Below are 26,853 nucleotides of genomic sequence, written 5' to 3' on the forward strand. Positions count from 1 at the left end.
CTCTTTAAAAACAAGAGACGAGCAACATTTACCCGTGGTACCACCCTAATTGACAGATATTTTTAAATATCTATCCACTTTTAAATTTAACGCATTCTTACGTATTTTGATACTCGATTAATCTTTGTCAAAATAACCGAAACAGTCCCTAATATTTTTCATCTAAATCATATGCGACCTCTCATCATATGCCGCTCGCTGTAAACAATCAATTAGATTACTTATTCTGTTTCAAAGGCTTATATTTAATTTTTATAAATCTTACATTATTATTTTCGATTTGTCAAGCACTTTTTTATTTTTGTGTAATATTTTTTTATTTAAACTTCTTCTCGCTTTATCCAATCATGCTTTACATTTTTATTGTCCTGCACTGTAAAGTACGGTGATGCATTTTTGTATTTTTCCAACTCTCTGCCACTCTTATTTATAGGTGCAAGAGTTCCCGGTCCTCCTATACATCCGCCCGGACATCCCATACCTTCAAGTAAGTAGCCTTTATATTTACCTGCTTTTGCCATTTTCAACATTTTCATACATTCATGCAATCCGTCTGCATTATATGTTTTTACTTCAAAAGTGGGTTCAGCTTTGTGAATAGTGTTTATTATAGCCTGTGCAACTCCACCTGCACTTGCAAATCCTCTTCCTGAAGTTGAAGCATCATCTTTAGCTTTTTCTGCATCTTTCAAGCTTGCAAAATCTATATTTTGTGCAACCAACATTCCCATAAGTTCTTCAAATGTTATAACAAAATCTATATGGTTTCTTAAATGTGGCTGTGACGCCTCTGTTTTTTTTGCTATACATGGACCTATGAAGGCAACTTTTGCCTTTTTGTGCTCGTCTTTTATATATTTTGCAGTTGCCACCATAGGTGTAGCTGATGAACTTATATTCTTTTTAAACTCAGGAAAATTTTTTGTAGCCGCCAAATACCAGGACGGACAACAGGATGTTCCTAAAAATTCAAGTGTATCCGGAACTTCTTTTATAAATTCTTCCGCCTCATGTATAGATTCTATATCCGCTCCTATCGCAACTTCTACTACTGATTTGAAACCTAATCTTCTTATACCTTCTTTTATCATATCAGGTGTGACTATAGGACCGAATTGACCTACAAATGCAGGAGCAAGCATAGCATGTACTTCTTCTCCTGATTTTATAGCTTGTATAAGCTGGAATATTTCAGTTTTATCCGCTATAGCTCCAAAAGGACAATTTACCAAACACATACCACAAGTAACACACTTATCTTGATTAATATGTGCTCTGCCCAAATGATCGGATTCTATAGCATTTACACCACAAGCAGCAGCACAAGGTCTGTCAAAAAATACTATCGCATTGTAAGGACAGCTTTCTTTACACTTACCACAGCGTATACACTTGTCTTCATCTATTACTGTAGAATATTTGCCCATAGATATGGCATTGACGGGACAGACCTGTATACATGGGTGCGCAAGACACTTTCTGCAGTTATTTGTAACTCTATATGTCTTTGTAGGACATGCCTCACATGCAAAAGGCATAACCTCTATAAGAGAATCTTGAACTATCCTTTCGTCTATTATAACTTCTTCACAACCGTCAGAAAGTCTCGAATATTCATCTTGCGCTCTCATTTTAAGACCAAGTCCCATTCTAAGTCTTTCACCTACTATAGCTCTTTCTTTAAATATAGATTCTCTATATTTCGCCACTTCTCCGGGTAAAATATTATAAACGGCTTGTTCCAAATTTATCGGCAAGTTTTTACTGTCATCATACCCCATTTTAGCTATTTCAACAAAAACCATTCTTCTAAGCTGTATTAAAGGTGTAAATTCCGTCCTCATTTATCTTAAAACCTCCATCATTTTCTCCATTACTTTTTGTGGTGTTGCATTTAACATTTTTTCGTTATTTATAGTAACTATAGGTGCGGCAGATGTTTTAGTTCCTTTACATTCTTGGGTACATGGCACTACTTGCACAATAATATTATCATCCGGAAAAACAGATTTAAAACTCTCCGCTTTTTCCAACAAATCTACAGATCCCATCATAGTACATCTTGCTCCGCAACATATGTCAATATTAAGATTTTTCATAATAATTCCCCTCCGTTATTTAGCATTTTAAAACTTACAAAAAATAATTTTTTAACAATAACTGATAGTATATATGAATTGATTATATATATCATATAGCCTATGAAAATATTAACTTCAGTGATTAAATTTAACAATTGCAAAAGCATTATACAACAATACTGCACTTTTTTCAATAAGATAGTAATTTTAATTTATTGCTTGCCTTGTTTAAGTAAAATTTCATTCAACTGGAAGTAAATACTGTAAAAATCAAAATATTTTTAAAAATTATTATAGATTATATTGTTTAAATACTGAATTATTTAGTTTCAATTTACTAAAAAATAATTTATAATTCGCACTTATCAAAGAGAGTATTAATTTTAATTTAGCACTTGGATAACGAGGCAGACTAACGAAAGTCGAAGGCGCGTACTTAAGGTACGTAACTGAGACTTGATGTGAAGTCTAACAAAGTTAGGCAAGATGATAAATTAAAATTATAGCTTAAAATTTAAATGCTGTAATAACACATATAACAGTACTAACTCTCAACATTTTTACTGATTTTAATATATCCTCTTTATCAGGATCTCTTAAATCATCTCCAATTGTATCTTTCTCTACAAGTTTCCCTTTGTAATAATGTGCTCCGCCAAGTTGTATGCCGAGCGTCCCCGCAATTAGGCCCTCAGGATAGGCACAATTCGGACTTAGATGTTTTTTTCTGTCTCTCAATCCTATTTTTATGCAATTTTTCCAGTCGAGAGAATTTATATATGCACTGAATGTGAATATTATAACAGATATTCTTGCAGGAATAAAATTGCACACATCGTCCAACCTTGCAGAAAACTTACCGAATTGCTCATATTTTTCATTTCTATACCCTATCATAGAATCCAATGTGCTCACGGCTTTAAATGCCATAGCAAGCGGTACTCCCCCTATTATCATAAAAAATATAGGTGTTATAACCGCATCTACAGTATTTTCGGCAACTGTTTCTATTGTAGCTCTTATTATGTCTGAAAATGACAATTTTTCTGTATCTCTGCCTACTATATAAGACAGTTTTATTCTGCTTGAATTTAAATCATTTTTTTTAATCTCTTCATATATTTTTATCGCTTCTTTTTCCAAGCATTTACTTGCAAATACTGTGTAAGCAAGCACGCATTCAAAAACAGCACCAAGATAAAAATTTACGCCATATGAAAGATTTATTAAATAATATGTCGCTATATAAGATATACTTATTGTAATAACTGCTGTAAATATTCCGGATATAAATTTGCTTATATGAGTTTTTAAAAACATATCTTCCAAAAAACTTATAAGTTTTCCGATAATTTTTACAGGATGAGGCATATTATACGGATCTGCAAATATTAAATCAAGCAGATAGGCTATAAAAATACTATATTTAAAATACATATATTCTCCAATTTTCGCTATTATAATTAAGATTATTATATAGCTGATTATATAAGCGTTCAATAATATTTTATTATAATATAATCATTTTATTTTATAAATCGATATAAAAATATTTTATACCTGTCAATAAATGTGTATATTTCAATACTTTTATGAAAAATAGCTTTAATTTGATGTTATCAATAACTATTTTTATGAATATTTTTAGTAATAATTGGTATCAATTATATGGACAATTTATATTAATCTTGCTTTAAATTACTTAAAAATTGCAATTTTTACTAATTTATTCAGATATATATTGTTTCAAATTATGATTAATTTTGGAGGCTCATTATGCAAAACATAATTGCAGGTATTATAGTAGGTGCTATTTTTATAGCAGCATTGTATTTTTCTCTTCGTGGCGAGGGTTCTTCATGTTCTTCCTGTAACGGTTCATGCCATTCAAATTCTTGCCCTACTGACGAAAAGAAATATGATAAAAATTCTGATTTAAAAGGTATCCTATAAATTATTATTTAAAAAATGCATCTAACGGATTAGATGTCAAAGTGTAGACAAAGAGGAAGAAATTTTAAAAATATCTTCCTCTTTTCACATCTAATACTAATAATACTAATCGCCAATAGAATAATAGATAATTTATTGCTAAGAAGCATATGAATATAGTTATATATTTGCTAAATTTTCACAACGCTATTTTTCTATCGTTCTATTGAATTTTAGTATAAAAACAAAGTTATACTAAAATCTTATAGAATAATGGAAAAATATAATAATTAGTCTTTCTAATCAACTATTTATATTAATGCTATATAATTATATAAATTGTCCATAATTTTCTTAGAAAATAGTATAAGTATATGAAATCAGATGATGAATAATGTTACATAAAAATTGTAAAAATATATCACAAGTATATATAGATATATGTGAAGATTATAGATACACATATACAGGCAAAACAAAATATGCAATGAAACATACAATATAGAAAGACAATTTTGTGTAGCAAAAGAGTGTAACGACTTAAAATATACAAACAAAAAAGAAATAGGAAAAATGACTGTAAAAGCAGCCATTACTTCCATATGCCTAAATATAAAGAAATTGGTAAAGATGTTATCACAAAAACAGAAACCTTTACCAAAAAATTTAATAAAAGTAGTAAAAAATATTTATCAAAACTTAAAATACAAATTTATTTCAAAAAAACAAACCCACAGAAGTTATTTCTCAGGTTTGCCTTCAATCTAAGGACTGATTTTATCATCAGTCTTTTTATATAGTATTTTCAATATATTCAACAATATCTTTAATTGTTTTAAAATCCTCATACGAATCTTCATCTATTTCTATAGAAAATTCCCCTTCTATCTCAGATAATATATCAAATATTTCAATTGAATCAAGTTCAAGATCGTCAACTATGTTTGAATCTAAATTTATATTATTTTTATCTAAACCAGTATGACTCGATATTATTTTTCTAATTTTTTCAAAGATCACTATTAATCCTCCTATAATGCCATAAATATATCTTTAATAAAAATTTTCAAAATTACTTATACAACCTTGAATTTAAAATACCATATATTTTTAACTATGCTATAATTTTTGCAGAATTATTCTATAGTATATGGTTATTTAAAAATTCCCAATATTAAAACAATACAGAGCGTATAATTCACAAAAATAAAAAATTCACTTGTAAGTTTATACTAATATGGCAAAAAAATCAATATTTTTATTTATAAAAAGATAGATTATCAAGATAAATGCAACACAATTATAAAATCACTCAAAAAAACTTACTTAGAACTTTCTGATGGAGTTTTATAACCTAATGAAAAAATTAGAGGAAGTCAAATATATAGACTTTTAAAAGATATGGATGGAGAAAAAAGTAGTGCCAAGAAGTAAACATCCAAAAAAGGCAAGAGAAGATGTAATAGAAGCCTTAAAAAAATCAAATTAATAGGAGAAGAATTAAGAAAAGATTGCCCAAATAAGAAAGTAAAAATAGAACAAATATGGAAAGAAATACGTTATATGGAATTTAAGAATGAAATATTCAAAACATTAAATGATAACATTACTATGCACAGATATTACAGTAGATAAAGAAGATATACTTAGAATCTATGCTAATAGATGGGATATAGAAGTAGTGTTTAAAGTATCAAAGGGCTTACTTAATCTTAATAAAGAGTTTAAAGCAGTGAGTTTTGATATGATTATATCTCATATAAGTATAGTATTTACAAGACATATGATACTTGAGTATATAAAAAAGAATACAAGAAGACATCAGATATTGAATAAAAAACCGGTGCTTGTATTATAATATATTTAATGAAGTAAAAGATATTGAGTTTTTAACTACTCTTAATTATTTATACTGAAAATCTTTTAAAAAGCCATATATAATATGAAATAATATAATAAATATTCACATAAAAATATATTATATAGAATTCAAAATGGTATGGCAGTTCAAATGGATAATAGTATTACTTACATTTTTTGATTGTATGATTAAACAATACATACAAATCAAAGATTTTATAATAAGTCAAGTTAAGTATTTTATTCCAATTCTTGCTTGAGATTTGAAAGATTTAGTGTCTATTCCCATGTTGAAAAGTCGAGTTCTTTAAATTTCATAATTTATTTTATTAAATCATATATACATATAGAAAAAATTATATTTATAGAACTGTTCATTTTTTAAGATACCGATGCCAAAGCATTATACTTTCATAAAAATGAACTTATATTTCATTTGAAAATCTTGGCTATATTGATTGACAAATTAAAAATTAAAATATATAATTAAGAATGATTTCAGTAATCTTTTATATTATTTTTTATTTATTTGGGAGGTAATTATGCCTTTATCTATGATGAATATAGGAGATAAATGCTTGGTAACACTTATAAAAGGTAAACCTGAACAAAAGAAATTCCTCGAAAATTTAGGTTTTGTTATCGGTGCACAAGTTGTTGTAATCTCCGTAAATGCCGGCGATATGATTGTAAATATAAAAGACTCAAGAGTTGCTTTAGGGAAAGACATGACTAATAAAATTATGGTAAGTCCTGAATAGTAAAAGTGATTTTATTTGTATTTTATACTTCATAATAAAATCACTTTTACTAATTATTAACTCTCTTAGCATCTATATATGCTTTTTATATTTTTAAATTTTTATTTTATAATAATCAGCTACATAGCGTCGTAATTATGTTTTTTATTTATAATTGTTTTACTGTTATTCAAGCAAACGGCAAAGTAATAAGTTTATTTTATAAATTTTTTACTTAGTTTCAATTTTTGATGATCTTCAATAACGTTCAGTATTGATATTTTCCATCAGCGTAAAAAATTTAACAGATAGGAGGTTTTATTATGACATTGGATAAAGCATCTATAGGCAGTACTGTAAAAGTTACAAAACTTACAGGACAAGGTGCTACAAAAAAAAGAATCATGGATATGGGTATAACTAAAGGTTGTGAAATTTTTATACGTAAAGTTGCTCCATTAGGTGATCCTGTTGAAATAACTGTAAGAGGATATGAACTTACTCTTAGAAAATCGGATGCTTCTTTTATAGAGGTTGAGTAATTTTAAAAATTTTTTTATTATTTGTTATCATTTATTAATACTTATTTTTAATATTTAGGAGGTATTATGGGTATCAATGTCGCACTTGCCGGTAACCCCAACTCAGGCAAGACTACAATATACAACATACTTACAGGCTCTGCACAATATGTAGGTAACTGGCCCGGAGTAACAGTTGAAAAAAAAGCCGGGGCTTATAGAAAAAACAAGGAAGTAAACATAGTTGACCTTCCCGGAATTTATTCACTTTCTCCATATACACTTGAAGAAGTTGTATCAAGAGATTTTCTTATAAATGAAAAACCTGATGTAATACTTAATATGGTTGACACATCAAATATTGAAAGAAACTTATATCTTACAACTCAACTGTTGGAACTTAATATCCCGGTTGTAATAGCTCTTAACATGATAGATGTTGTAAACAAAAGAGGCGACAAGATAAATGTTTCAGAGCTTGAAAAATCATTCGGATGTAAGGTTATTGAAATATCGGCTCTTAAGAACACAGGTATCGACAATCTTATGAATGAAGTAATATCAATAGGCAATTCAAAAAAATCTCATCAAGATGTGATATTCAGATTTTCTAATGATGTTGAACAGGCAATATCGGCAATAGAAAACTGTTCTTCACTTTCTACCGTTTCCAACAAGAGATGGACTGCTATAAAACTGTTTGAAAGAGATGAAAAAGTAGTAGAACATTTTAGTTTTTCAGGAGACGATAGAAATATAATTGAAGAGGCTATAGAAAAAGTAGAAAAATCTATGGACGATGATTCAGAAAGTATAATAACAAATGAAAGGTACAGTGTAATAACTTCCGTTATATCCAAAGCCGTACAAAAAATAAAATCCAAGATGACTCCATCTGATAAAATAGATTCTATAGTAACTAACAGAATACTTGCTTTACCTATATTTATTGCCGTTATGTGGGCAGTATACTATCTGTCCGTAAGTACAATAGGTACTATGGGTTCAGACTATATAAATGAAACTGTATTTGGGGATGAAGGGTTTGTAACTGCATTCTTCTCAAACTTGTTGGAACAAAATAACGTTAATGAAGTTTTATCAGGACTTATAATGAATGGTATAGTAGGTGGAGTTGGTGCCGTTCTCGGTTTCTTACCGCTTATAATTGTACTTTATCTATGCCTTGGTGTTCTTGAAGATATAGGATATATGTCAAGAGTTGCTTTCGTAATGGATAGAATATTCAGAAAATTCGGTCTTTCCGGTAAATCATTCATACCGTTTTTGATAGGTACGGGCTGTTCCGTTCCGGGTATAATGGGTTCAAGAACTATAGAAAACGAAAAAGACAGAAGAATGACTGTAATAATAACTTCATTTATGCCTTGCGGTGCAAAAGCTCCTATAATAGCACTTATAGCTGCTGCAGCTTTTGACGGTGCCGCTTGGGTTGGACCGATGACATATGTACTTGGTATAATTGCTATTATAATATCAGGTATAATCCTTAAAAAAACAAAAATGTTCTCAGGAGACCCCGCACCATTTGTTATGGAGCTCCCACAATACCATACACCGGCTTGGAAAAATGTACTATTACATGTATGGGAAAGAACAAAATCATATGCGACTAAAGCCGGTACAATAATATTGGCATCATCAATCATATTATGGTTCTTGATGAACTTTACTCCATCATTCGAATTCATATCATTCGAAGATGATACATCAGGCTCAATACTTGCTATAATAGGTACTGCAATAGCACCGATATTTGCTCCGCTCGGATTCGGTAACTGGATGGCTACAGTCGCTACATTTACAGGTCTTATCGCAAAAGAAAATGTAATATCAACTATGGGTGTTATAGCTCAAATGGAAGTAGATCCTGAAACAGTAGCTGAAAATGCTCAATTTGTAGGACTTGCATCCAAGATGTTTGAAAATGGTGCTATCGGAGCATTCTCATTCATGTTATTCAACTTGTTCTGCATACCTTGCTTTGCGGCAGTAGGTGCAATAAAACGTGAAATGAACAGCCCTAAATGGACAGGATTTGCACTTTTCTACCAAACAGTATTCGCTTATGTAGTAGCATTTATAACTTATCAATTAGGTATAGTGTTATTGGCTGGTCAAGGTTTCACAGTAGGCACAATAATAGCTGTAATACTGTTAATAATAGGTCTATATCTATTGTTTAGAACATATAAGATAGATGAAGGCGAAAGAATAACAAATCTTAACACTATTAAAATGTAATTAATATGTATATAAAAAGAACCCTAAAAAAGGGTTCTTTTTTCTATCTCTAAATATTATCTAATATCTAAATGAATAAGTATTAATAAAAATGATAAATTTAATATACTTTTTTATATTTTAATATTATATTAAAAATCCATTAAATCGCAATGTAACATCATTATAACAAAATTAATTTACAATACATAAAATATCTATGATTTTCTCAAATATAAAATACTTGGCATTATAAATGATTATTGATATTAAAAGTTATTTTAAATATATTTCAGTATAACCTGTTATCATTATCTAATCTATTATGAAATTTAAAGCTTCCTCTTTTGTAGGTAACGAATCTATTGCACCTTTTTTAGTAGATACCAAAGCACCTACTTTATTTGCAAAATTCAATATTTCATCTAACTCACTTTTACTCAAATCATCCGGTTTTTTGCCTATAATATCAAGCATATGAAGTACAGCTCCAACAAATGAGTCTCCTGCACCTGTCGTGTCAATAGGAACAATAGAAATCCCATCAATGTGCAAATATTTACTGCCAAAGTATGCGCTTGCTCCATTTTTTCCAAGCGTCAATATTATATTTTTAACCCCCAGACTTTTCAAAAAGTCTATACCTGCATCTATGTCAGATTTTCCTGTTATAAATTCTATTTCATCATCAGATATTTTTAATATATCCGCATATTTCATAAAATAAAGCACAGTTTCTCTATATAAGTTCATATCGTTCCATAAATTTTTTCTTATATTCGGGTCAAAAAGTATTGTAGCATTGGATGATTTCGCTTTTTTAAGCAAATACTCTGTAGCATCTTTCACAGGATATGGAACTAAATCAACTGAGCAAAAACTTATATAATCATCGCTTCTAAACTCTATATTTTTAACATTTTCTACTGATAAAAATAAATCTGCACTCGGATCTCTATAAAAACTGAAATCTCTACTGCCATCTTTTCCAAGCGATACAAACGCCAATGCTGTCTTAGCTTTAGAAGTCTTATAAGTATAAGCTGTATCAACGCCATATTTATTTAAAGTATCAAGCAAAAAGTTTCCAAAAGAATCTTCTCCGAGCATACCTATAAAATATGATTTACTCCCTAATTTAGACGCTGTAACTGCTACATTTGCCGGTGCTCCACCTGGCATTTTAGCAAAACTCCCTACTTCTTTTAGCGAATCTTTTATTTCAAGCGGAATAAAATCAATAAGCGCTTCACCTATTGTAAAAACTCTTCCCATACCGTTTCCCCTTATCGGTTTTAATTTATAGTTTCTATAAACTTTTGAATTATTTATATACTGTTATCTTATATAATTATTCATTTATATAAATTTCAATGCCGAATTTAAAGAAAATTTCTTCTTATTTTTTTAAACGAATGCTTAAAACTTAAAATATATTGATTGGTTTATAAAAAAATTTTCTAATATATTCTATTTATGAAGAATTTTTTTATACTCGTTTTAAAATAAATTTTTATTTTCCTTTTTTTAATATGCTCATTATAACAATTTTATATCTTAATAAAATTATATCACACTATAATTAAATATAAAAGATTATTATAATTATTTAAGTATATTTTGATATAAAAATATACTCTTAAAATATGATTAGTTAAGTATTCTCTTAACTATTTCTTGAAGCTTTGGAACAACTTCATTTTCAAACCATGGATTTTTTGCTTGCCAGCGAAAATTTAACGGACTTGGATGAACGATAGGGAAATATTCCGGCAAGTAGTCTTTATAATGTTTTACAGTTTCTGTAAGATTGTTTTTTGCTTTATTTTTTAAATAATAAAAAATAGAATACTTCCCTATCAGAATTGTAAGTTTTATATTAGGCATCATTCTAATGATATCTTGGTGATATTCTTGTGCTATAAAAGCTCGTGGTGGAAGATCACCCGTTTTGGCTTTTCCCGGATAATAAAAATCCATAGGCATAATAGCTATGTCTTTGGAATAAAAAATCTCTTTATTAATGCCGAGCCAGGATATAAGTTTTTCTCCTGATTTATCATTAAAAGGAATGAGTGTTTCTTCTACTTTTTTACCCGGAGCTTGACCTATAATTAAAATTTTAGCTCCGGAATCAATTTGAAGAATAGGCGGTATAGCATTTTGGCTAAATTTTTTATTTCTTTCATCTTTTTTTAATTTTTCTATTATTTCTTCAAGTGAAGTGTTTTTATTATCACAATTTTCTTTAATATTTATAATTGTATCAGCTTTCTTCAATTATATATTCTCCTTTAATAAAAAATTTATATTTATTTATACCATTCATCATTTAAAAAATACCATATAGTTTTGATTTATATTTAATATTTTTGTCATAAGCATATTTAATTACTATATATAAATTGTAACACAAAATAATAGCTCATAAAATATAAAAGATGAACAGCTTTTAAAAAGTTGTTCATCAAATAAATAATTACTATTTCAATCTTTCTATGGTATTTTTTCGGATAATTAGAAGTTTAATCAAACTTACAGAGATGTATCATGCTCTTAGCATATTTTCTACATATTTTATTCCATTTTTTGTAAGAATATACATATCATCGTTTTTTTCAACAAGATTCTCATTTATAAGATAATCTATATTTTCATTTGTCTTTTGTTTATCCCAATTCAAATGTGAATCTATGCTGTTTATTCCTGTTTCTATAAGATTGTTTTTATGTCTGTATAGATGTATCAATATTAAGTCATAGTTGAGTTGTTTTTTGATATTTATATTGTTTCTTGATTTTACTATTATACCGTTTCTTCCAAATACAATTACCATTAAACAAGTAATCATACCTACAAAACTGCACATACCTGCCACCGACATATTAAAACTGATTGCCAATATAAAACCTATACTTACATTTATTACACTGAATAACATACTCAGCAATATCATCTGTTTCAAGCTTTTGGCTATCAAAAATGCACTCGCTGACGGTGCAATAAAAAGTGATATGACAAGTATTGCACCTGCTGTATTAAACGCAGCCACGCTTGTCACAGATGTAAGTGTCATAAGGCAATAAAACAACGCATTTATCTTTATGGATTGCATAAATGCATAGTCTTTGTCAAAAGATAATATTTTAAGCGCTCTGTAAAAAACTATTACAAATATAGAATTTATTATAAATAGTCCAAGCATCACTACAAAATCTCTCGGAAGATTGAACATTCTTTTAAACGGTGCCAACAACACCTCTCCCATAAGCACTATATCAACATCTAAATGTACATTTCTAAAAAACTTGCTTATTATTATAACCGCTATTGAAAAAAATAAAGGAAATATTATACCAAGTGCATCATCGTTTTTTACAAGCCCTTTTTGAGATAATTTTTCCACAACCCATACAGTAAGAACTCCAAAAAGACCTGCACCTATTATAAGATATATAGAATTCAAGTCTTTCACTATTATAAATGCCAATACTATGCCAAGCAGCACGCTATGTGATAAAGCATCACACACCATAGATAAATTTCTAAGCAACAAAAATGAGCCGAGTAAACTGCAAGTAACAGCTGTAATAACAAGTGTCATAAATACTTCTATCATATCTGAATCCTCACTTTTCTTTCTGCTATCATTCCATATTTACCGAATACCATAGATAACAATGTCAAAATGCACATCACTATAATAATTGTCGGACCTGTGGACATTCTGTCAACTGTACTGCTTATAAAAACTCCCAAAAAACTGCTTACGCTTGCAATAATTGAGCTTAATATAAGCACATTTTTTTATATTTTTAGAGTGTTGAGATGCAGCTATGCACGGAATTATTAAAAAAGAACTTATGAGAATTGCACCGACTGTTTTCAATCCTACGCATATCAAAGAAATCATCATAACAAGTAATACATTGTCAATCATTTTAGTTGAATATCCGAGGCTTTTTGCATAGTCTTTATCAAAAATACATATTATAAGCTCTTTGTAAAACATTAGCATAAGTATTATGGATATTGCAGAAAATGATGATATAAAAATTATATCTTCTCTCATAATATATGACGCTTGTCCGAAAATATAATTTCTAAGTCCTGCCTGAGATGCGTTAGAAAAATTTGCATTTCCTTGAATAAAGCTGTCAAGTACAAGACCCAAACCGAAAAAACCGCTAAGCACAATAGCAAGAGCCGAATCCAATCTTATTTTTGAATTATTAATTATAACATTTATAGTATGATAAGATATTGCACCTATAATACCTGCTCCCAAGGTCAATATAAGAGGACTTTTAGTTTGAAAAATCATAAATGCAAGCACTACACCCGCATATGAACTATGACCTATTGCATCTCCCACCAAACTTTGACCTTTATATACGCTAAAGCATCCTACCATAGCCGATGCTATTGCAAGTATACATACGCCTATAGCAACAACATAAAAATCATATGAAAAGATAATATCAAATATCATAAGCCACCTCTTTATATGTCTTATCAATATTCTCTTTAGTAAAATAATTATTTATATCTCCACCCGCAACAAAGAATTTATTAATCATAACTATATTGTCAAAATATTCTTTTATTGTATTTAAATCATGGTGTACGCATATTATTGTTTTTCCGTCTTTTTTTAGATTTTTTACCTTATTCATTATAATTTTTTCGCTGACTTTATCTACTCCTGCAAGAGGTTCGTCCATTATAAGAAGTTTGGCATCTTGACATAAAGCCCTTGCGATAAAAACTCTTTGCTTTTGACCGCCTGACAACTGTGAAATTTGTCTATTTTTTAAATCAAGCAAATCCATTTGTTCAAGAGCATTTAACGCTTTTTGTTTCTCATCTTTACTTATGGTTTTAATAATACCGATTGAGCGATATCTTCCCATCAATACAACATCTTGCACATTTATAGGAAAATCCCAATTAACGCTGTTTGACTGTGGTACATAAGCCACTTGTAATCTGCTTTTATCAATATCATTGTCGAAAATTTTTATACTTCCGGCAACAGGTTTTATAAAACCGAGAATACTTTTAAGCAAAGTAGATTTGCCTGCACCATTAGGTCCGATTATAGCTGTTATTTTATTTTCTTCAAAATTTGCATCAATATCCCAAAGCACAGGTGTTTTACCATATGCTACCGTCAAATCCTCTACTTTTACAGCATTCATAATATCCCTCTTTTTATCTTAAATTCTCATATATCAACTCTACATTATGCCTAAACATAGTTATAAATGTATCTCCGTCTTGACCTGAAGGAGCAAGAGAATCAGAGAAAAGCTCTTTCCCTTCTCCTGATACAACTTTTACATCAAAACCTTTTTCCTTGCAAGATTCTTTTAATTTTTCCATACGAGCCGGATCTGTTGTACTTTCTGCAAATATTGATTTTATTTTATGTTCTACAATAAAATCCGCCGTCTTGCTCAAATCTTTGTTTGCAACTTCAGAATCTGTACTTACTCCTTGAGGTGCAACAACTTCAATATCAAACATTCTTGAAAAATAGTTAAACGCATCATGCGGCGTAACCAAATATCTGTTTTCTTTTGGTATCTGTGCTATTTTTCCCATTGCCTCTTCTTTTACCTTATCAAGCTCTCCTAAATAGCTTTCAAGATTGGACATAATTTCTCCCTTTTTGTCCGGTAATAACTCTATAAGCGATTCAGCAGCCACTTTAGTTGCATCCTTATACAAATCTATATCAAACCAAAAATGCGGATCAGTAATCTCTTCTCCATTTTCCTGCATACGTCCTATTTTATCCTGAGGGAAATTTTTTGATACAGCTATTCCTTTTGACTCTAATGCTTCTACCATTTTGCCTTCAAAATGAAGTCCATGATAAAGCAACAAATCACAATCTTGTATCTTTTTATGATCTTCCGGTTTTGCTACATAAAGATGAGGGTCAGAACCGGCAGGTATTATCATTTGTACATCTACCATATCTTTTGCAAGCACATTCACCATATCATTTAAAAATGATGTTGTAACTGTAACTTTTGGTTTTGAATCCGCTTTATCACCAGATGTTTTTTCATCCTTAGCACAAGATGTAAACATAAATGTAAATACCAACATCATAACAAATGATATAAAAACTTTTTTTGACAAAATACTTTTCATAAATTCCTCCAAATTATAAATTATTATTCTATATTAATTTATATAGTGAATTATATAAACACAACTAATAAAACACTATTATAGAATATAAAAAATTTATATTTTTATATGTTTATTTTTAGAAAAATATAAATTTTTATATATACAATGATAATATAATTTTAATTAGCATTTAGTATAATAAATCAAATAATATATCTTCCATATACATATTATGGCTTAAATATTTAAAAAATCATACTTATAAATATAACTATATCTACTCGTAATTGTTTTTAATTCAAAAATATAAATTTTCTATTATGATATTTTATATCATTTATTATTTATTGTCAATCTAAAATATATAAAAAAACATAGATTATTTTTCAATCTATGTTTTAATTTTGCCCTACATATCCCATTATATTTGACAGTTCTTTTGCACAATTTGATACTGTTTTGCTCATCTTTTCTATATTGTTCTTATTTATTCTTGACGTAGTACCTATTATACCTATTGATGCAACTAATTTTGATGTATAATCAAATACAGGTGCACCTATTCCTACTCCGTTATGTATATAATCTCCTGTTGATATTGCAAGTTTGTTCTCCCTTATTGATTTAAGCTCATCTATAAGATTATCTGTATTTAAAGTTATGCGTGTAGGTGTAGGCTTAAATTCTTCTTTTATATATTTTTGTATAAATTCATCGCTTTGATAAGCAAGCAAAACCTTTCTTATTGCTCCCCAGTGAAGCGATATTTCATATCCGAAATTTTCTACAACTTTAAGGTTATTAGGCCCTTGTTCTTTTTGTATAATTATACCTTTGTTTCCTGATCTTATCATCAAAAAAGAATCTTCTTGTGTAAGAGATGATAATTTTTTCAAAATTCTGACAGATGCCTCTTGTAATTTTGTATTATGTATAGCCGCTATACCAAGTGATATTAGTGCAGAGCCCAATTTATAATTATGTGTAACTTCATCATGAGTTACATAATTGCATTCTACAAGTGTTGCGAGTATTCTATGCACAGTGCTTGCAGATAATGATGTCGCAAGAGATATCTCTCTTATAGAAAACTCCTTATCAGGAATCTTCATTACATCAAGTATCTTCACCGCCCTTTGTATACTTTGTATCATAAAATTCTCCTAATTATCCGATCTTTTCCTTAAAAAATCCATTTTAAGCTCATCACCTTCATAATATATCTCGGCAATATCTACCATTATTGCTACAAGTCCGAGTTCTTCAGACGCATTGCCTTCTCCCGCCAAAGCCCAATAATATTGCTCTGTTTCAGCTTCTCTATGTGTAGAATTTAGAAAATTACGAAGTTCAACCAGTTCCTGTTCGCTTAGTTTTATATTTTGAGAAGTAGTTTGAATCATTGTATATTTAGGCAATTTTTCAACTTTTATATTTATATCTGTCGCCTCTTTCCCTAACAGATAAGTCAGTACCTCGTCTACAATTTTAGATACTTTTTTATTTTCATACATATTATTTTACCTTCTTTCCCCTACTTTAAACGAATCCAAAATAGGTACAACAGTCATAGCTATTATTCCTCCTGATAATCCGTTGTTATACAGATTGAGCCCGGCATGAAGAGAACCGATGTTGGCAACAAGTGCAAGATGCAGAGGACCTATTAAAAGTCCGTATATGAATCCGTATTCTCCGACTATTGGAGCAAGAGTGGTTCCAAAAAGTCCGGATATTATTATGGTTGTTGTTGACAAGTCCGTACTGAGCATCTTTGACGATATAGCCACACCGATCATTATTGAAATTGTATTTCTCGGATGTTTTCCAAGCGCTCCGAATCCCACAACGGTGAGAAGAGCCGCTATTGTCGGTCCATTTATACTTCCGCCCATAAGTATTATATAAGCTATTGATATTAATCCTAAAAAACCCATATTTACAAGAGTTATAGGAAAACCGCAAAGCCTTGTATAGTCCGTAATAAGTCTTCCGGAATATGATATGAGTTTCGAATAACCGCTAAAATCTTCATTGTTATGTGAATATCCTATTAATATCAATACTAAAAAATACATCACAAACATAACTAAAAGACCATAGTCAAAATTTAAGTTCACTATATTTTTAGGTGATACACGCTCTCCAAACACATTCAATATGGAATTTATCACTATCGCCATAAATCCTGCCGCAAATCCTGTATTATATACATTATAACCTGAATGTGCCATTAGCATTCTTGATGATACTTCAGGCATAACATAGCCTATAAAAATTCCTATTGAATAAGACAATATCACCGCAGCTATAACATTTATCGCAAATGTATGTGCCATAACAGATATTATAGGCGCAAGTGCGGTAGTATACATTGAAGTAACTATAACATTTTTGAAATCTACCTTATGTGTTTTTGCATATATATATCCACCTATGTAAAACGGCCATATATTGTATATATTTTTGCCGACAAAAGCAAAGCCTGTTATCAAAAAAAGTGCGGATATTATTATACCGTTTAACTTCAAATCAAATTTTCTAAGTATATATATATTTATAAGTGTTACTATTCCTGAGTTGAATAATCCTGCCCCTATTGAAGATATTTGCGTATAATCCGTTGCAAATACATCATTAGCTAATATTATTGTCCATAATCCTTTTACTATCTGTACAGGATTGTTATAGAAAAATGATATTATTATCATACTTACAGGTAATATAGCAACAACTGAATATTGCAAATCTTTTTTCAAAGGATTTTTATTCGTAGGCAGCCAAAAAGAAATTTTTTCAAAAAGTTTATTCAAGATAAATTACCTCATTTCTTAAAAGTATTAAGATAAATATTAAAGAAAAACAGCAAATGTATGTGTTTTATAAATTATTATATCATACAAACTCATAACTTATCTATCATTTTTTTAAGAAAAAAAAGTTTTTTTGAATAATATTTTTAGAATTAATTCACTTTTATATAAAAATTATATAACTTCATAAAAGTATTATAGGTTTTGTATAATAGTTGTATGAAGTCATTTATAATTTTTATTCTTATTTTTTGAATTTTCTTATTTTAGGTTTATTTATCAAACTTAGAAAAATATACATTTCTTATATTACAAGCTGTTTCTGTTCCTGCTATACCGCCTATTCCGGTTTCTCTAAGTGAAAGCGGTAATGCACTTCCGACTATGTTTGCAGCCTTCATAACTTCTTCGAAAGGAACAACGGATTTTACACCTGCCAAAGCCATATCTGCACATAGCATGGCATTTATTACGCCTGATGAATTTCTGAACGCACAAGGATATTCAACAAGTCCTGCAACAGGATCACATACAAGTCCCATAACATTTAAAAGTGCAAAAGAGCCTGCGTGAAAACATTGCTCCACACTGCCTCCCAACATTTGAACAAGACCCGCAGCTGCCATAGATGCAGCTGAACCGCATTCTGCTTGACAACCTCCTTCTGCACCTGCGAATGTAAAATATTTACCTATTATCTTACCTACAAAACTTGATGTCAAAAGTCCGTTTATAAGAGTATCTTTATCAAGGTCAAATTTTATTTTTGCGGACATAAATGCCGCCGGCAATATGCCTGATGCTCCTGCAGTAGGTGCCGCAACAATCTTACCCATAGAAGCATTCACTTCTATTGTTGAAAATGCCATCGCCATCGCTCTTGTAACATCATCTCCACAAAATGACTTTCCTTTTTTATAATAATCATTCATCTTTTTAGCAAATCCGTCTATCATGCCCATATTTGTCACACTTTCTTTTTCCAAAAAATTGGAAGAAGACTTACCCATGACATCGAGCATCTTATAAAATTCTGCCCTTATATATTCTTCACTTACATTATTTTTATTCATCTCATCTTCGATTGCCAAATGATAAAGATGTATATTCCTGTCATTACATTCTTTTATTATATCTTTTGCAGTATACTGCATATATCCTCCTAAAAATTTTTATGCCCAGTTATTTTTGCGAAAATTGCAAGTAAAATTTTATATAAAAATATAATCAATATCCACCTGATATATACTTTGTAAGCAAAAACCTGTCATTGTGCAATATCTGAGATTTTATATCGTCATCCACTTCTTCACTAATATCTACAAGTAGCGTCACAACGCCATCACTCTTGTCTGTAAGCATCTTTTCTATATTATATCCGTTTTCTGCAAGCAAAGTTGAAACAAATGATATAACTCCTTTTTGCTCAGTATATTTCAGTATTATTGTAGGAAATTCGTTTGTAAAATCGGCTTTTAATCCGTCAACATCTATAATTTTGATATTCCCTCCGCCTATTGAAGAACCTATTATATGCGAAATTCTTCCATCCTTGTATTCCATTTCTACTTTTACACTGTTTGGATGAACATCACCAAGGTCAGTTTTTATAAACTTAAACGGTATATTGTTCTGTTTTGCAATTTCAAAAGAGTGTCTTATTCTCTCATCATCAGGCATCATACCTAAAACACCTGCCACAAGAGCTTTATCCGTACCATGACCTAAATATGTTTCTGCAAATGAACCATGAAGATAAAAAGTCACTTTTATAAAATCTTTACCACACATTTTTTTTGCAAGCCTGCCGATTCTAACAGCTCCGGCAGTATGTGAACTTGACGGACCTATCATTATAGGCCCCATCACGTCAAAAATACCATAATCAGCCATACATACCTCTTTTTTTTGTAATTTTTTATATTGATACACAAATTACACTATATTAATCACATATAAAAATATAATTCGAATAAAAATGATATCATTATAAATTTATTATATCATAACCGTTATCAATTTACTACAATATAATGATTTGTTATTTTCAGGGGAATTTTATTTTTTAACACTAAAAAATGGCCATTTTCGACAAAACATTGAAAATAGCCATTTAATTAACATATCATACTAATACCTAATTAAATAGGAATATAACAAAATGCTAAATTGAATGTATTTTATCAATGGCACTTGTATTTTTTATATTTTAGTGCTCTATGGTATTTTAAAATAGGTGTCAGTACTAATTAATCTTTGGAAGTCTGGATGCAACTTTTGCAGATAGTATAGCAGATAAAGTATCTGTTGGAATAAAAATAATTACAGCTCCTTTTAATAAATTAAACAATGCTACTGTTTTACCTGCAATTACCGTTGAAACAAAATATAAATGTATAAAACCTAATGTATATACAATTACAAGCCCAATCATATTAGCTATAAAATAATTTTTAAAGTTTTTTTCTTTATTTTCGCTTAATTTTCCTATAACAAAAGCAGCTATTGCAAAGCCTACCAAATATCCGAATGTAGGTTTGAAGATGTATGATATTCCTCCGCCTTGAGTAAAAACAGGAAGTCCCATAAGTCCAAGCACTAAATAAACAGCCACACTCGTAAATCCTAAATTACTGCCAAGCACAAGACCTGCCATTGCCACAAAAAACCATTGCATTGTAAAAGGCACAGGTGGTAACGGCACTTTTATAAACGCCCCTACACAAACAAGTGCTGAAAATAATGAACACATAACCACAGCTTTTGTATCAAACTTTTTTTTACTAATATTTTTTGTTTCTTGCATTGTAAACTCTCCTTAAATATATATTTGACATTTAGCATTATATTACTTTTTCTTTTAAATGTCAATTACTATTTTTTATATAGTTTACATTATATATCAAGCTCCATTATTTGATTTTTATTTTGTATATCGTATATTGTTGTATCTTTGTATATAGGGGTATATACGTCTTTAAATTTAGTCGTTATGCTGTAATCTTCCCAAAAGTGCATAGGAAGAAAATTTTTAGGTTTTAACTGTAATATTTGTTTTCCGCCCAAATCATATTGCCCTGCTTGTCTTGGATCCACCAAGAAAAACGCTATATCCATTTTTATGTTTTTTATCTTATCTATTTCTCTTACAAATCTTGCATGCATATCATTTTTTTGCATAATACTGTCTTCCATTTCCCAGTACCAATCATTTAAATCTCCGGCAAAAAATATATTTTTACCTAATATATTTATCATAAATGCAACTCCGGCATCTGTTGAATTAAGTGTAGTTATCTCCATTTCATCAACTTTTATCTTTTCATCATGCTTTACAAAAACCACATTATCCTCATTGCAACGTACATCTTTTGATATTATATATTTTTTTACTTTTTCTTTATAATCAAATATTTTACTGCTATAATGGTCACCGTGTGCATGAGATACAAAAAAATACACATTTTTATCTTTAGGTATATTGAGCTGTCCTTCAAAATAATCAAATATTAAAAAATTATTTTCAATTTCTAAAGTATAACAACTGTGATGTATATATTCTATTTTTACTCTCATATAAATCTCCTTTTCATTTTGTTTAATCAATGGATAAAATGTATATAAGATTTTTACTTTAAATATACTTATTATAATAAACTTCTTAAAAACAAGGATATCCATCATTGTATTAACTTTTTTAGCATCAAATTGTGAATTGTCTTAATTTTTTTACATAATATATTACATTTTATATTATTCTACCCATATTAACGGCATCATAAAACTTGCCGTCTATAAATAAACTTCTCTTTTCAACCCCTTCTATCACAAATTCGAATTTTTTGTAGAAATTAATTGCATTGGTATTTTCTTTTACCACCTGCACATTTATTTTGCCTATTACATCACATTCATATGCGTAATCTATTGCTCTTTGCATTAAATTACTGCCTATTTTTAGATTTTTATACGAGCTTAACACTCCTATTCCAAGTGTACAGCTGTGATAGTTTCTTACCCTGCTTCCACCGTATAAATATATCAAACCCGCCAATTTTTCATCATCAAACGCACCTGACAAATAACAGTTGTCATTCATATTAAGCCTGTTTATGAAATTGATTTGCTCTTCATCACTTACATTATAATCACTTGATGTAAACGGGTAATAGTTGCTCTCGTCAGATAATTTTTTTATCATATCCGTTAAAATTTTATGTTCTTCTACTTTTATATCTCTATATATAATCAAACGCCCATACTCCTTACAATTTTTTTATTCTGATATCTGTATCAAACTGATGGATATTTTCCGCTTGTATAAGATTTTTTGTCTTTGTGAAAATCAATAAAAAAATAAATAGTTTACAACGCTTATTCTAACATAAAAAATTCAAATCATAAACTATTTTTGCAATAAAGTATATTAAAATATTGCATTTTTTTGCTCTGATATGATATAATATTTTACATATTTGATTTACATATGAAAATTTTACATATTTAGGAGCGATTATTTAATGTCTAATGTTTTAAAAGTTGGTAATATTGTTGACGGCAGAGTTATAAACGTTAAGCCTTACGGTGCTTTTGTATCAATAGCAAGTGATAAAAAAGGTCTTGTGCACATATCTCATATATCAAATGATTTTGTAAAAGATATAAATGAATTTTTACATCAAGGAGATGTTGTCAAGGTCAAAATTTTGAGCATGGATGATGATGGAGGAAAAATAGCTCTATCACTAAAAGATGCTAACAGCGAGCTTAAAATAGAGCAAACTTCTCAAGAGGATATAAAAGAGGACAAAGTTATAGAAGTTCACCACAAAAGCTTTGCCACTTCAAACGATAGAGCAGACAATGACGAAAAGAAGACAAAAACATTGGAGGAATTGCTGAAAGAATACAATAAACAAGCAAATGACAGACAGGTTGATATAAATAAGAGATTGAAGAGATAAATTTTTAATCGAGTATTCATTTTAAAAATTAAAAGTATTATAGTAATTTAAAACTTAATAATCATTGCTGGGGGAGCTTTGTGCTGAGAGAGTTATTACTCGACCCTTGGAACTTGATGCGGTTAATACCGACGTAGGGAAGCAAATTTTTATTTTAAGCATATAACTTTGTGTACCTATGATGGTATTGCAAAGTTTTTTATTTTGAGGAAATTTATATGAACATATTGGAATTTGAAGACGTATCTTTTTCATATGAAGGATACGAACCTACTATACAAAACCTATCATTTACAATAGACAAACCGAAATTTGTTAGCATAATAGGTGCAAGCGGTTGCGGTAAAAGCACTATATTCAAACTTATATTGTCACTTCTCAATATGCAAAGTGGCAGCATATTTTATAAGGGTAAAAATATAAATACACTTAGGAGTTATGCAGGTTATATGCCTCAAAAAGATTTGCTTTTTCCTTGGAAAAACATAAAAAACAACCTATCCATACCAATGGATATTAAAAATATACCTAAAAAAGAAAAAGAAAAAAAATAATCATCTATCTTGGAAGATATAGGACTATCAGATGTAGCAGATAAAATGCCTTATGAATTATCAGGTGGTATGCGTCAAAGAATATCTTTTGCAAGAACTATATTGACCGATTCCGATTTGTTGCTGTTCGATGAACCTCTTTCAGCTCTCGATTATATCACAAGAATACAAATGCAATCGTGGTTACTTGATAGACTAAATAAATTCAGCGATAAGACTGCTATATTTATAACACACGATGTTGAAGAAGCTATATTTTTGTCAGATACAATACTTGTCGTTAAAGACGTACCTATAAAAGAATTAATAAGGGTAGATGTACCGCTTTCGAGGAACAGAACAAGAGATATGCTTGACAAAACAGAAATGATAAATCTTAAAAATAATATATTATCTATGCTTAAAAACGGAGGCGCAAATGAATAAAAAAAATCTTCCGTCAATTATAATAAACATATCCTTACTTATATTATGGCAAGTGCTTGCAAATATAATAAATGCACATTATATTTTGCCGTCACCTCTTCAAATATTACAAAAAATTTGGGAACTGAGAATTCCTCTATTTACTGTACATTTACCTTATACAATGCTTATTACATTTTTAGGATTGTTAATATCTATAATACTTGGATTGTTTTTTGCCATAATAATGGACTTGTCAGAAACAGTAAAAGACGCTATATATCCTATAATAATAGCATCTCAAACTATACCTACAACTGCAATAGCACCTCTTTTTATACTGTGGTTCGGTTATGGTATATGGAGTAAAGTTGTAGTTACAGTACTCATAACTTTTTTCCCTATAGTAATAGCTACATATGACGGTTTCAGATATACAAAATCAGAAATGCAAGAATTGTTATTTACATATGGAGCAAGTAAAAGACAAATATTTTTTATGCTCAAAGTAAATACAGCTATACCAAACTTCTTTTCTGCAATAAAAATGGCTGTGCCTATGAGTATAATAGGAGCAGCAATCGGAGAATGGTTAGGCTCACAAAGTGGACTTGGATATTTCAGCAAAAGAATGCTCACACAACTTGACGGAGCCGGAGTATTTGCTCCGATAATAATATTGTCTGTTGTTGCTATGACAATAGTATACATAATAGATTTTTTAGAAAAAAAACTAATCAAATGGAGGGACAAGATATGAAAAATATCAAAAAATTATTAATCATTTTTACATCTATTCTTATGATTTTTATGCTGAGTGCTTGCAAAAGCGAAAACAAATCTGCAAGTGAAGACGCAAAAAAAACACAAACGGCGAGTGAAGACAAAAAACAAGACTTACAAGAAGTAAATGTAGTGTTGGACTGGTATCCAAATGCAGTACACAGTTTCATTTATGATGCGATAGAAAAAGGATATTACGAAAATGAAGGCTTAAAAGTAAACATAATATTTCCGTCAAACGCCAATGACGCAATATCTCTAACTGCCGCAGGAAAAGCACAGATAGGAATATATTATCCGCATGATGTAATACAAACATATGCAAATCAAGATATACCGATAAAAGCTATCGGTTCAGTTGTACAAAAACCTCTTAACATAGTGTTGTCATTAAAAGAAAAAAATATTACCAAACCCGAAGATTTTGTAGGTAAAACTATAGGATATGCAGGCACTCAATTAAGTGAAGATATGATAAAATCAATGGTAAAATCTCGAGGATTAGATCCAAACTCTGTAAATTTATTAGATGTAGGTTTTGAACTTATGACAGCTATGACAACAAACAAAGTAGATGCAACCATAGGTTGTCTTGTAAATCACGAAGTACCTCAAATGGAAGAAGAAGGATTTGAATTAAATTATTTTTCAGTAGATGAATACGGTATGCCATCATTTCCGGAGCTTGTATTCGTTACAAGTGATGACTATATAAAAAACGATAAAGAAATGCTCGTAAAATTTTTAAACGCCTCAAAAAAAGGCTTTGAAGATATGAAAAATAAACCTGATGAAACATTAAAAATACTGCTTGACAATCAAAACGAAGAAAACTTTCCACTATCACAAACCGTAGAAGAAAAAAGTATGAATACCTTATTACCATTAATGGACACAGACACTAACAAATTCTTGTCACAAAATAAAGAAGATTGGCAAAATACTATAAATTGGATGAAAGAACAAGAGATAATCAAAAAAGATGTACAAGTAGACGAAGTTGTAGTAGATTTAGTAGATTAGTCTTTTAATTATTATTTACTATCGATATCCATGCTAAACGCCATTACAAATTATAATATTTCTAATTTATATACATTTGTAGTTTTTAAAAAGCATTAACTTTTGGCAAAATGATTACAATATACTTTTATTAGCGTTTAGTATTAAATATATTTGAGCATTATATAAAAAATAAAAGGAGATTTGAAATGAATACCAAAAAATTAAGCTACAGCGCCTTATTCGTAGCACTCGGAGTTATATGCTCACCATTTAATATTCCGCTCGGATTTGCAAAATGCTTTCCGGTTCAACACCTTATAAATATACTTACAGCTGTATTATTAGGTCCTCTATACGCTGTTATGTCGGCTTTTACAACTTCACTTATAAGAAATCTGTTAGGCACAGGAAGTTTATTAGCATTTCCCGGAAGTATGATAGGCGCATTCCTTGCCGGTATGCTCTATAAAAAAAGCAAAAAAATTTCATTCGCATTCTTTGGAGAAATAATAGGCACAGGAATAATAGGTTCGCTTGTTGCATATCCTGTAGCATTGTTTTTTCTTGGAAAAGAAGTCGCAATCTTCACATTTGTATTACCATTTAGCGTATCTACAATAGGTGGAAGCATATTCGCCTTAATATTGTTAAAATCACTCGAAAAAACAAATATTTTAGACAAACTTCATTTGGCATAGATTCATACTAAAACCAAATACAACTATAAAAAAATAGTATTGCATAAATCTAATAAAACATAACAAATATTTATGAAGCACTCAGTATAAATTATCTGTTATTCTA

Annotated in this window: 28 protein-coding genes, 1 pseudogene, 1 riboswitch and 1 other annotated feature; of the genes and pseudogenes, 10 read left to right on the plus strand and 19 right to left on the minus strand. The window is 29.6% G+C overall.

Features of this window, described 5'->3' with window-relative positions; translation table 11 throughout:
• Window positions 1–10: 10 nt before the first annotated feature.
• Window positions 11–244 (minus strand) — a binding site (T-box leader).
• Window positions 245–320: 76 nt separating this feature from the next.
• From HMPREF9629_RS08090 to cbiB, 3 genes are all read right to left on the minus strand, one after another.
• Window positions 321–1,844 carry a 4Fe-4S dicluster domain-containing protein gene (locus HMPREF9629_RS08090; RefSeq protein WP_009525905.1) on the minus strand — a complete coding sequence of 508 codons (1,524 nt, stop codon included), beginning with the start codon at window positions 1,842–1,844 and terminating at the stop codon, window positions 321–323.
• Window positions 1,845–2,099 (minus strand): (2Fe-2S) ferredoxin domain-containing protein, encoded by a 255-nt coding sequence (locus tag HMPREF9629_RS08095; protein WP_009525906.1) that lies wholly within the window; start codon window positions 2,097–2,099, stop codon window positions 1,845–1,847.
• 489 nt (window positions 2,100–2,588) lie between these two features.
• Window positions 2,589–3,518, minus strand: a complete 930-nt coding sequence (gene cbiB, locus HMPREF9629_RS08100; RefSeq protein WP_009525907.1) for an adenosylcobinamide-phosphate synthase CbiB — start codon at window positions 3,516–3,518, stop codon at window positions 2,589–2,591.
• A gap of 339 nt (window positions 3,519–3,857) precedes the next feature.
• Here cbiB and HMPREF9629_RS08105 point away from each other — a divergent pair, with 339 nt between their 5' ends.
• Complete coding sequence (locus tag HMPREF9629_RS08105) at window positions 3,858–4,034, plus strand: hypothetical protein (protein ID WP_009525908.1); 177 nt, start codon at window positions 3,858–3,860, stop codon at window positions 4,032–4,034.
• 771 nt (window positions 4,035–4,805) lie between these two features.
• On the opposite strand, the gene HMPREF9629_RS08115 is transcribed toward HMPREF9629_RS08105, so the two are convergent.
• Window positions 4,806–5,033 (minus strand): acyl carrier protein, encoded by a 228-nt coding sequence (locus HMPREF9629_RS08115; protein ID WP_009525909.1) that lies wholly within the window; start codon window positions 5,031–5,033, stop codon window positions 4,806–4,808.
• Window positions 5,034–5,610: 577 nt separating this feature from the next.
• On the opposite strand from HMPREF9629_RS08115, the gene HMPREF9629_RS08120 reads away from it, so the two are divergent.
• From HMPREF9629_RS08120 to feoB, 4 genes are all read left to right on the plus strand, one after another.
• Window positions 5,611–5,871 (plus strand): hypothetical protein, encoded by a 261-nt coding sequence (locus HMPREF9629_RS08120; protein ID WP_009525910.1) that lies wholly within the window; start codon window positions 5,611–5,613, stop codon window positions 5,869–5,871.
• A 544-nt stretch (window positions 5,872–6,415) separates the two neighbouring features.
• A complete protein-coding gene (locus tag HMPREF9629_RS08125; RefSeq protein ID WP_009525911.1) occupies window positions 6,416–6,634 on the plus strand; it encodes a FeoA family protein in 219 nt (72 codons plus the stop codon).
• Between the two features lie 302 nt (window positions 6,635–6,936).
• A complete protein-coding gene (locus HMPREF9629_RS08130) occupies window positions 6,937–7,155 on the plus strand; it encodes a FeoA family protein (RefSeq protein WP_009525912.1) in 219 nt (72 codons plus the stop codon).
• A 66-nt stretch (window positions 7,156–7,221) separates the two neighbouring features.
• Window positions 7,222–9,399, plus strand: coding sequence for a ferrous iron transport protein B (gene feoB / locus HMPREF9629_RS08135; protein WP_009525913.1), 2,178 nt, complete (start codon window positions 7,222–7,224; stop codon window positions 9,397–9,399).
• Between the two features lie 294 nt (window positions 9,400–9,693).
• On the opposite strand, the gene HMPREF9629_RS08140 is transcribed toward feoB, so the two are convergent.
• The 15 genes from HMPREF9629_RS08140 to HMPREF9629_RS08205 all read right to left on the minus strand — a co-directional run bounded on the left by HMPREF9629_RS08140 (window position 9,694) and on the right by HMPREF9629_RS08205 (window position 22,590).
• Window positions 9,694–10,653 carry a carbohydrate kinase family protein gene (locus HMPREF9629_RS08140; protein WP_009525914.1) on the minus strand — a complete coding sequence of 320 codons (960 nt, stop codon included), beginning with the start codon at window positions 10,651–10,653 and terminating at the stop codon, window positions 9,694–9,696.
• Between the two features lie 375 nt (window positions 10,654–11,028).
• Window positions 11,029–11,658 (minus strand): uracil-DNA glycosylase family protein, encoded by a 630-nt coding sequence (locus tag HMPREF9629_RS08145; RefSeq protein WP_009525915.1) that lies wholly within the window; start codon window positions 11,656–11,658, stop codon window positions 11,029–11,031.
• Window positions 11,659–11,926: 268 nt separating this feature from the next.
• Window positions 11,927–12,997 carry a metal ABC transporter permease gene (locus tag HMPREF9629_RS08150; RefSeq protein WP_009525916.1) on the minus strand — a complete coding sequence of 357 codons (1,071 nt, stop codon included), beginning with the start codon at window positions 12,995–12,997 and terminating at the stop codon, window positions 11,927–11,929.
• Complete coding sequence (locus HMPREF9629_RS12270; RefSeq protein ID WP_242822035.1) at window positions 12,994–13,137, minus strand: hypothetical protein; 144 nt, start codon at window positions 13,135–13,137, stop codon at window positions 12,994–12,996. Before HMPREF9629_RS12270 ends, HMPREF9629_RS08150 begins: the two co-directional genes overlap by 4 nt.
• A complete protein-coding gene (locus tag HMPREF9629_RS08155) occupies window positions 13,109–13,870 on the minus strand; it encodes a metal ABC transporter permease (protein ID WP_009525917.1) in 762 nt (253 codons plus the stop codon). The genes HMPREF9629_RS12270 and HMPREF9629_RS08155 overlap by 29 nt, the downstream gene beginning before the upstream one ends.
• Window positions 13,860–14,579 (minus strand): metal ABC transporter ATP-binding protein, encoded by a 720-nt coding sequence (locus HMPREF9629_RS08160; RefSeq protein WP_009525918.1) that lies wholly within the window; start codon window positions 14,577–14,579, stop codon window positions 13,860–13,862. The genes HMPREF9629_RS08155 and HMPREF9629_RS08160 overlap by 11 nt, the downstream gene beginning before the upstream one ends.
• Before the next feature lie 13 nt (window positions 14,580–14,592).
• Entirely contained in the window at window positions 14,593–15,543 is a 951-nt protein-coding gene (locus HMPREF9629_RS08165; RefSeq protein ID WP_009525919.1) for a metal ABC transporter solute-binding protein, Zn/Mn family, read from the minus strand.
• Between the two features lie 380 nt (window positions 15,544–15,923).
• The gene (locus tag HMPREF9629_RS08170; RefSeq protein WP_009525920.1) at window positions 15,924–16,679 is read right to left on the minus strand and encodes an IclR family transcriptional regulator; all 756 of its coding nucleotides are present in this window, start codon (window positions 16,677–16,679) and stop codon (window positions 15,924–15,926) included.
• A gap of 9 nt (window positions 16,680–16,688) precedes the next feature.
• On the minus strand, window positions 16,689–17,039 hold the full coding sequence (locus tag HMPREF9629_RS08175) for a hypothetical protein (protein ID WP_009525921.1): 351 nt from the start codon (window positions 17,037–17,039) through the stop codon (window positions 16,689–16,691).
• 6 nt (window positions 17,040–17,045) lie between these two features.
• Window positions 17,046–18,338, minus strand: coding sequence for a DUF1576 domain-containing protein (locus HMPREF9629_RS08180; RefSeq protein WP_009525922.1), 1,293 nt, complete (start codon window positions 18,336–18,338; stop codon window positions 17,046–17,048).
• Window positions 18,339–18,610: 272 nt separating this feature from the next.
• Window positions 18,611–19,492 (minus strand): L-serine ammonia-lyase, iron-sulfur-dependent, subunit alpha, encoded by an 882-nt coding sequence (gene sdaAA / locus HMPREF9629_RS08185; protein WP_009525923.1) that lies wholly within the window; start codon window positions 19,490–19,492, stop codon window positions 18,611–18,613.
• A 73-nt stretch (window positions 19,493–19,565) separates the two neighbouring features.
• Window positions 19,566–20,231: an L-serine ammonia-lyase, iron-sulfur-dependent subunit beta gene (gene sdaAB, locus HMPREF9629_RS08190; RefSeq protein ID WP_009525924.1), complete on the minus strand. Its 666-nt coding sequence runs from the start codon at window positions 20,229–20,231 to the stop codon at window positions 19,566–19,568.
• A gap of 352 nt (window positions 20,232–20,583) precedes the next feature.
• Window positions 20,584–21,144 (minus strand): biotin transporter BioY, encoded by a 561-nt coding sequence (locus HMPREF9629_RS08195; RefSeq protein ID WP_009525925.1) that lies wholly within the window; start codon window positions 21,142–21,144, stop codon window positions 20,584–20,586.
• Between the two features lie 89 nt (window positions 21,145–21,233).
• Window positions 21,234–21,914 (minus strand): MBL fold metallo-hydrolase, encoded by a 681-nt coding sequence (locus HMPREF9629_RS08200; RefSeq protein ID WP_009525926.1) that lies wholly within the window; start codon window positions 21,912–21,914, stop codon window positions 21,234–21,236.
• Window positions 21,915–22,086: 172 nt separating this feature from the next.
• Entirely contained in the window at window positions 22,087–22,590 is a 504-nt protein-coding gene (locus tag HMPREF9629_RS08205) for a GNAT family N-acetyltransferase (RefSeq protein ID WP_009525927.1), read from the minus strand.
• 268 nt (window positions 22,591–22,858) lie between these two features.
• On the opposite strand from HMPREF9629_RS08205, the gene HMPREF9629_RS08210 reads away from it, so the two are divergent.
• The 5 genes and pseudogenes from HMPREF9629_RS08210 (at window position 22,859) to thiW (ending at window position 26,747) form a co-directional block, all read left to right on the plus strand.
• Window positions 22,859–23,302: a S1 RNA-binding domain-containing protein gene (locus tag HMPREF9629_RS08210; RefSeq protein WP_009525928.1), complete on the plus strand. Its 444-nt coding sequence runs from the start codon at window positions 22,859–22,861 to the stop codon at window positions 23,300–23,302.
• Window positions 23,303–23,361: 59 nt separating this feature from the next.
• A riboswitch (TPP riboswitch) is annotated at window positions 23,362–23,459 on the plus strand.
• 61 nt (window positions 23,460–23,520) lie between these two features.
• Window positions 23,521–24,282, plus strand: a pseudogene (locus tag HMPREF9629_RS08215) (ABC transporter ATP-binding protein).
• Window positions 24,275–25,021, plus strand: coding sequence for an ABC transporter permease (locus HMPREF9629_RS08220; protein WP_009525931.1), 747 nt, complete (start codon window positions 24,275–24,277; stop codon window positions 25,019–25,021). Before HMPREF9629_RS08215 ends, HMPREF9629_RS08220 begins: the two are co-directional and overlap by 8 nt.
• Window positions 25,018–26,067, plus strand: a complete 1,050-nt coding sequence (locus HMPREF9629_RS08225) for an ABC transporter substrate-binding protein (RefSeq protein ID WP_009525932.1) — start codon at window positions 25,018–25,020, stop codon at window positions 26,065–26,067. Before HMPREF9629_RS08220 ends, HMPREF9629_RS08225 begins: the two co-directional genes overlap by 4 nt.
• 188 nt (window positions 26,068–26,255) lie before the next feature.
• Window positions 26,256–26,747, plus strand: coding sequence for an energy coupling factor transporter S component ThiW (gene thiW, locus HMPREF9629_RS08230; RefSeq protein WP_009525933.1), 492 nt, complete (start codon window positions 26,256–26,258; stop codon window positions 26,745–26,747).
• Window positions 26,748–26,853: the final 106 nt, after the last annotated feature.

Origin of the sequence: Peptoanaerobacter stomatis (genome assembly GCF_000238115.1) — a bacterium.
Lineage (GTDB): Bacteria > Bacillota > Clostridia > Peptostreptococcales > Filifactoraceae > Peptoanaerobacter > Peptoanaerobacter stomatis.

What these genes read in the sequence shown, in the direction of transcription:
- HMPREF9629_RS08150 (WP_009525916.1), bottom strand. Translation starts at nt 12,997, where the DNA reads ATGATAGAAGTATTTATGACACTTGTTATTACAGCTGTTACTTGCAGT.
- HMPREF9629_RS08090 (WP_009525905.1), bottom strand. Translation starts at nt 1,844, where the DNA reads ATGAGGACGGAATTTACACCTTTAATACAGCTTAGAAGAATGGTTTTT.
- HMPREF9629_RS08225 (WP_009525932.1), top strand. Translation starts at nt 25,018, where the DNA reads ATGAAAAATATCAAAAAATTATTAATCATTTTTACATCTATTCTTATG.
- feoB (WP_009525913.1), top strand. Translation starts at nt 7,222, where the DNA reads ATGGGTATCAATGTCGCACTTGCCGGTAACCCCAACTCAGGCAAGACT.
- HMPREF9629_RS08130 (WP_009525912.1), top strand. Translation starts at nt 6,937, where the DNA reads ATGACATTGGATAAAGCATCTATAGGCAGTACTGTAAAAGTTACAAAA.
- sdaAA (WP_009525923.1), bottom strand. Translation starts at nt 19,492, where the DNA reads ATGCAGTATACTGCAAAAGATATAATAAAAGAATGTAATGACAGGAAT.
- HMPREF9629_RS08140 (WP_009525914.1), bottom strand. Translation starts at nt 10,653, where the DNA reads ATGGGAAGAGTTTTTACAATAGGTGAAGCGCTTATTGATTTTATTCCG.
- HMPREF9629_RS08160 (WP_009525918.1), bottom strand. Translation starts at nt 14,579, where the DNA reads ATGAATGCTGTAAAAGTAGAGGATTTGACGGTAGCATATGGTAAAACA.
- thiW (WP_009525933.1), top strand. Translation starts at nt 26,256, where the DNA reads ATGAATACCAAAAAATTAAGCTACAGCGCCTTATTCGTAGCACTCGGA.
- sdaAB (WP_009525924.1), bottom strand. Translation starts at nt 20,231, where the DNA reads ATGGCTGATTATGGTATTTTTGACGTGATGGGGCCTATAATGATAGGT.
- HMPREF9629_RS08120 (WP_009525910.1), top strand. Translation starts at nt 5,611, where the DNA reads ATGATAACATTACTATGCACAGATATTACAGTAGATAAAGAAGATATA.
- HMPREF9629_RS08175 (WP_009525921.1), bottom strand. Translation starts at nt 17,039, where the DNA reads ATGTATGAAAATAAAAAAGTATCTAAAATTGTAGACGAGGTACTGACT.
- HMPREF9629_RS08220 (WP_009525931.1), top strand. Translation starts at nt 24,275, where the DNA reads ATGAATAAAAAAAATCTTCCGTCAATTATAATAAACATATCCTTACTT.
- HMPREF9629_RS08210 (WP_009525928.1), top strand. Translation starts at nt 22,859, where the DNA reads ATGTCTAATGTTTTAAAAGTTGGTAATATTGTTGACGGCAGAGTTATA.
- HMPREF9629_RS08170 (WP_009525920.1), bottom strand. Translation starts at nt 16,679, where the DNA reads ATGATACAAAGTATACAAAGGGCGGTGAAGATACTTGATGTAATGAAG.
- HMPREF9629_RS08200 (WP_009525926.1), bottom strand. Translation starts at nt 21,914, where the DNA reads ATGAGAGTAAAAATAGAATATATACATCACAGTTGTTATACTTTAGAA.
- HMPREF9629_RS08125 (WP_009525911.1), top strand. Translation starts at nt 6,416, where the DNA reads ATGCCTTTATCTATGATGAATATAGGAGATAAATGCTTGGTAACACTT.
- HMPREF9629_RS08195 (WP_009525925.1), bottom strand. Translation starts at nt 21,144, where the DNA reads ATGCAAGAAACAAAAAATATTAGTAAAAAAAAGTTTGATACAAAAGCT.
- HMPREF9629_RS08095 (WP_009525906.1), bottom strand. Translation starts at nt 2,099, where the DNA reads ATGAAAAATCTTAATATTGACATATGTTGCGGAGCAAGATGTACTATG.
- HMPREF9629_RS08105 (WP_009525908.1), top strand. Translation starts at nt 3,858, where the DNA reads ATGCAAAACATAATTGCAGGTATTATAGTAGGTGCTATTTTTATAGCA.
- HMPREF9629_RS08155 (WP_009525917.1), bottom strand. Translation starts at nt 13,870, where the DNA reads ATGATATTTGATATTATCTTTTCATATGATTTTTATGTTGTTGCTATA.
- HMPREF9629_RS08165 (WP_009525919.1), bottom strand. Translation starts at nt 15,543, where the DNA reads ATGAAAAGTATTTTGTCAAAAAAAGTTTTTATATCATTTGTTATGATG.
- cbiB (WP_009525907.1), bottom strand. Translation starts at nt 3,518, where the DNA reads ATGTATTTTAAATATAGTATTTTTATAGCCTATCTGCTTGATTTAATA.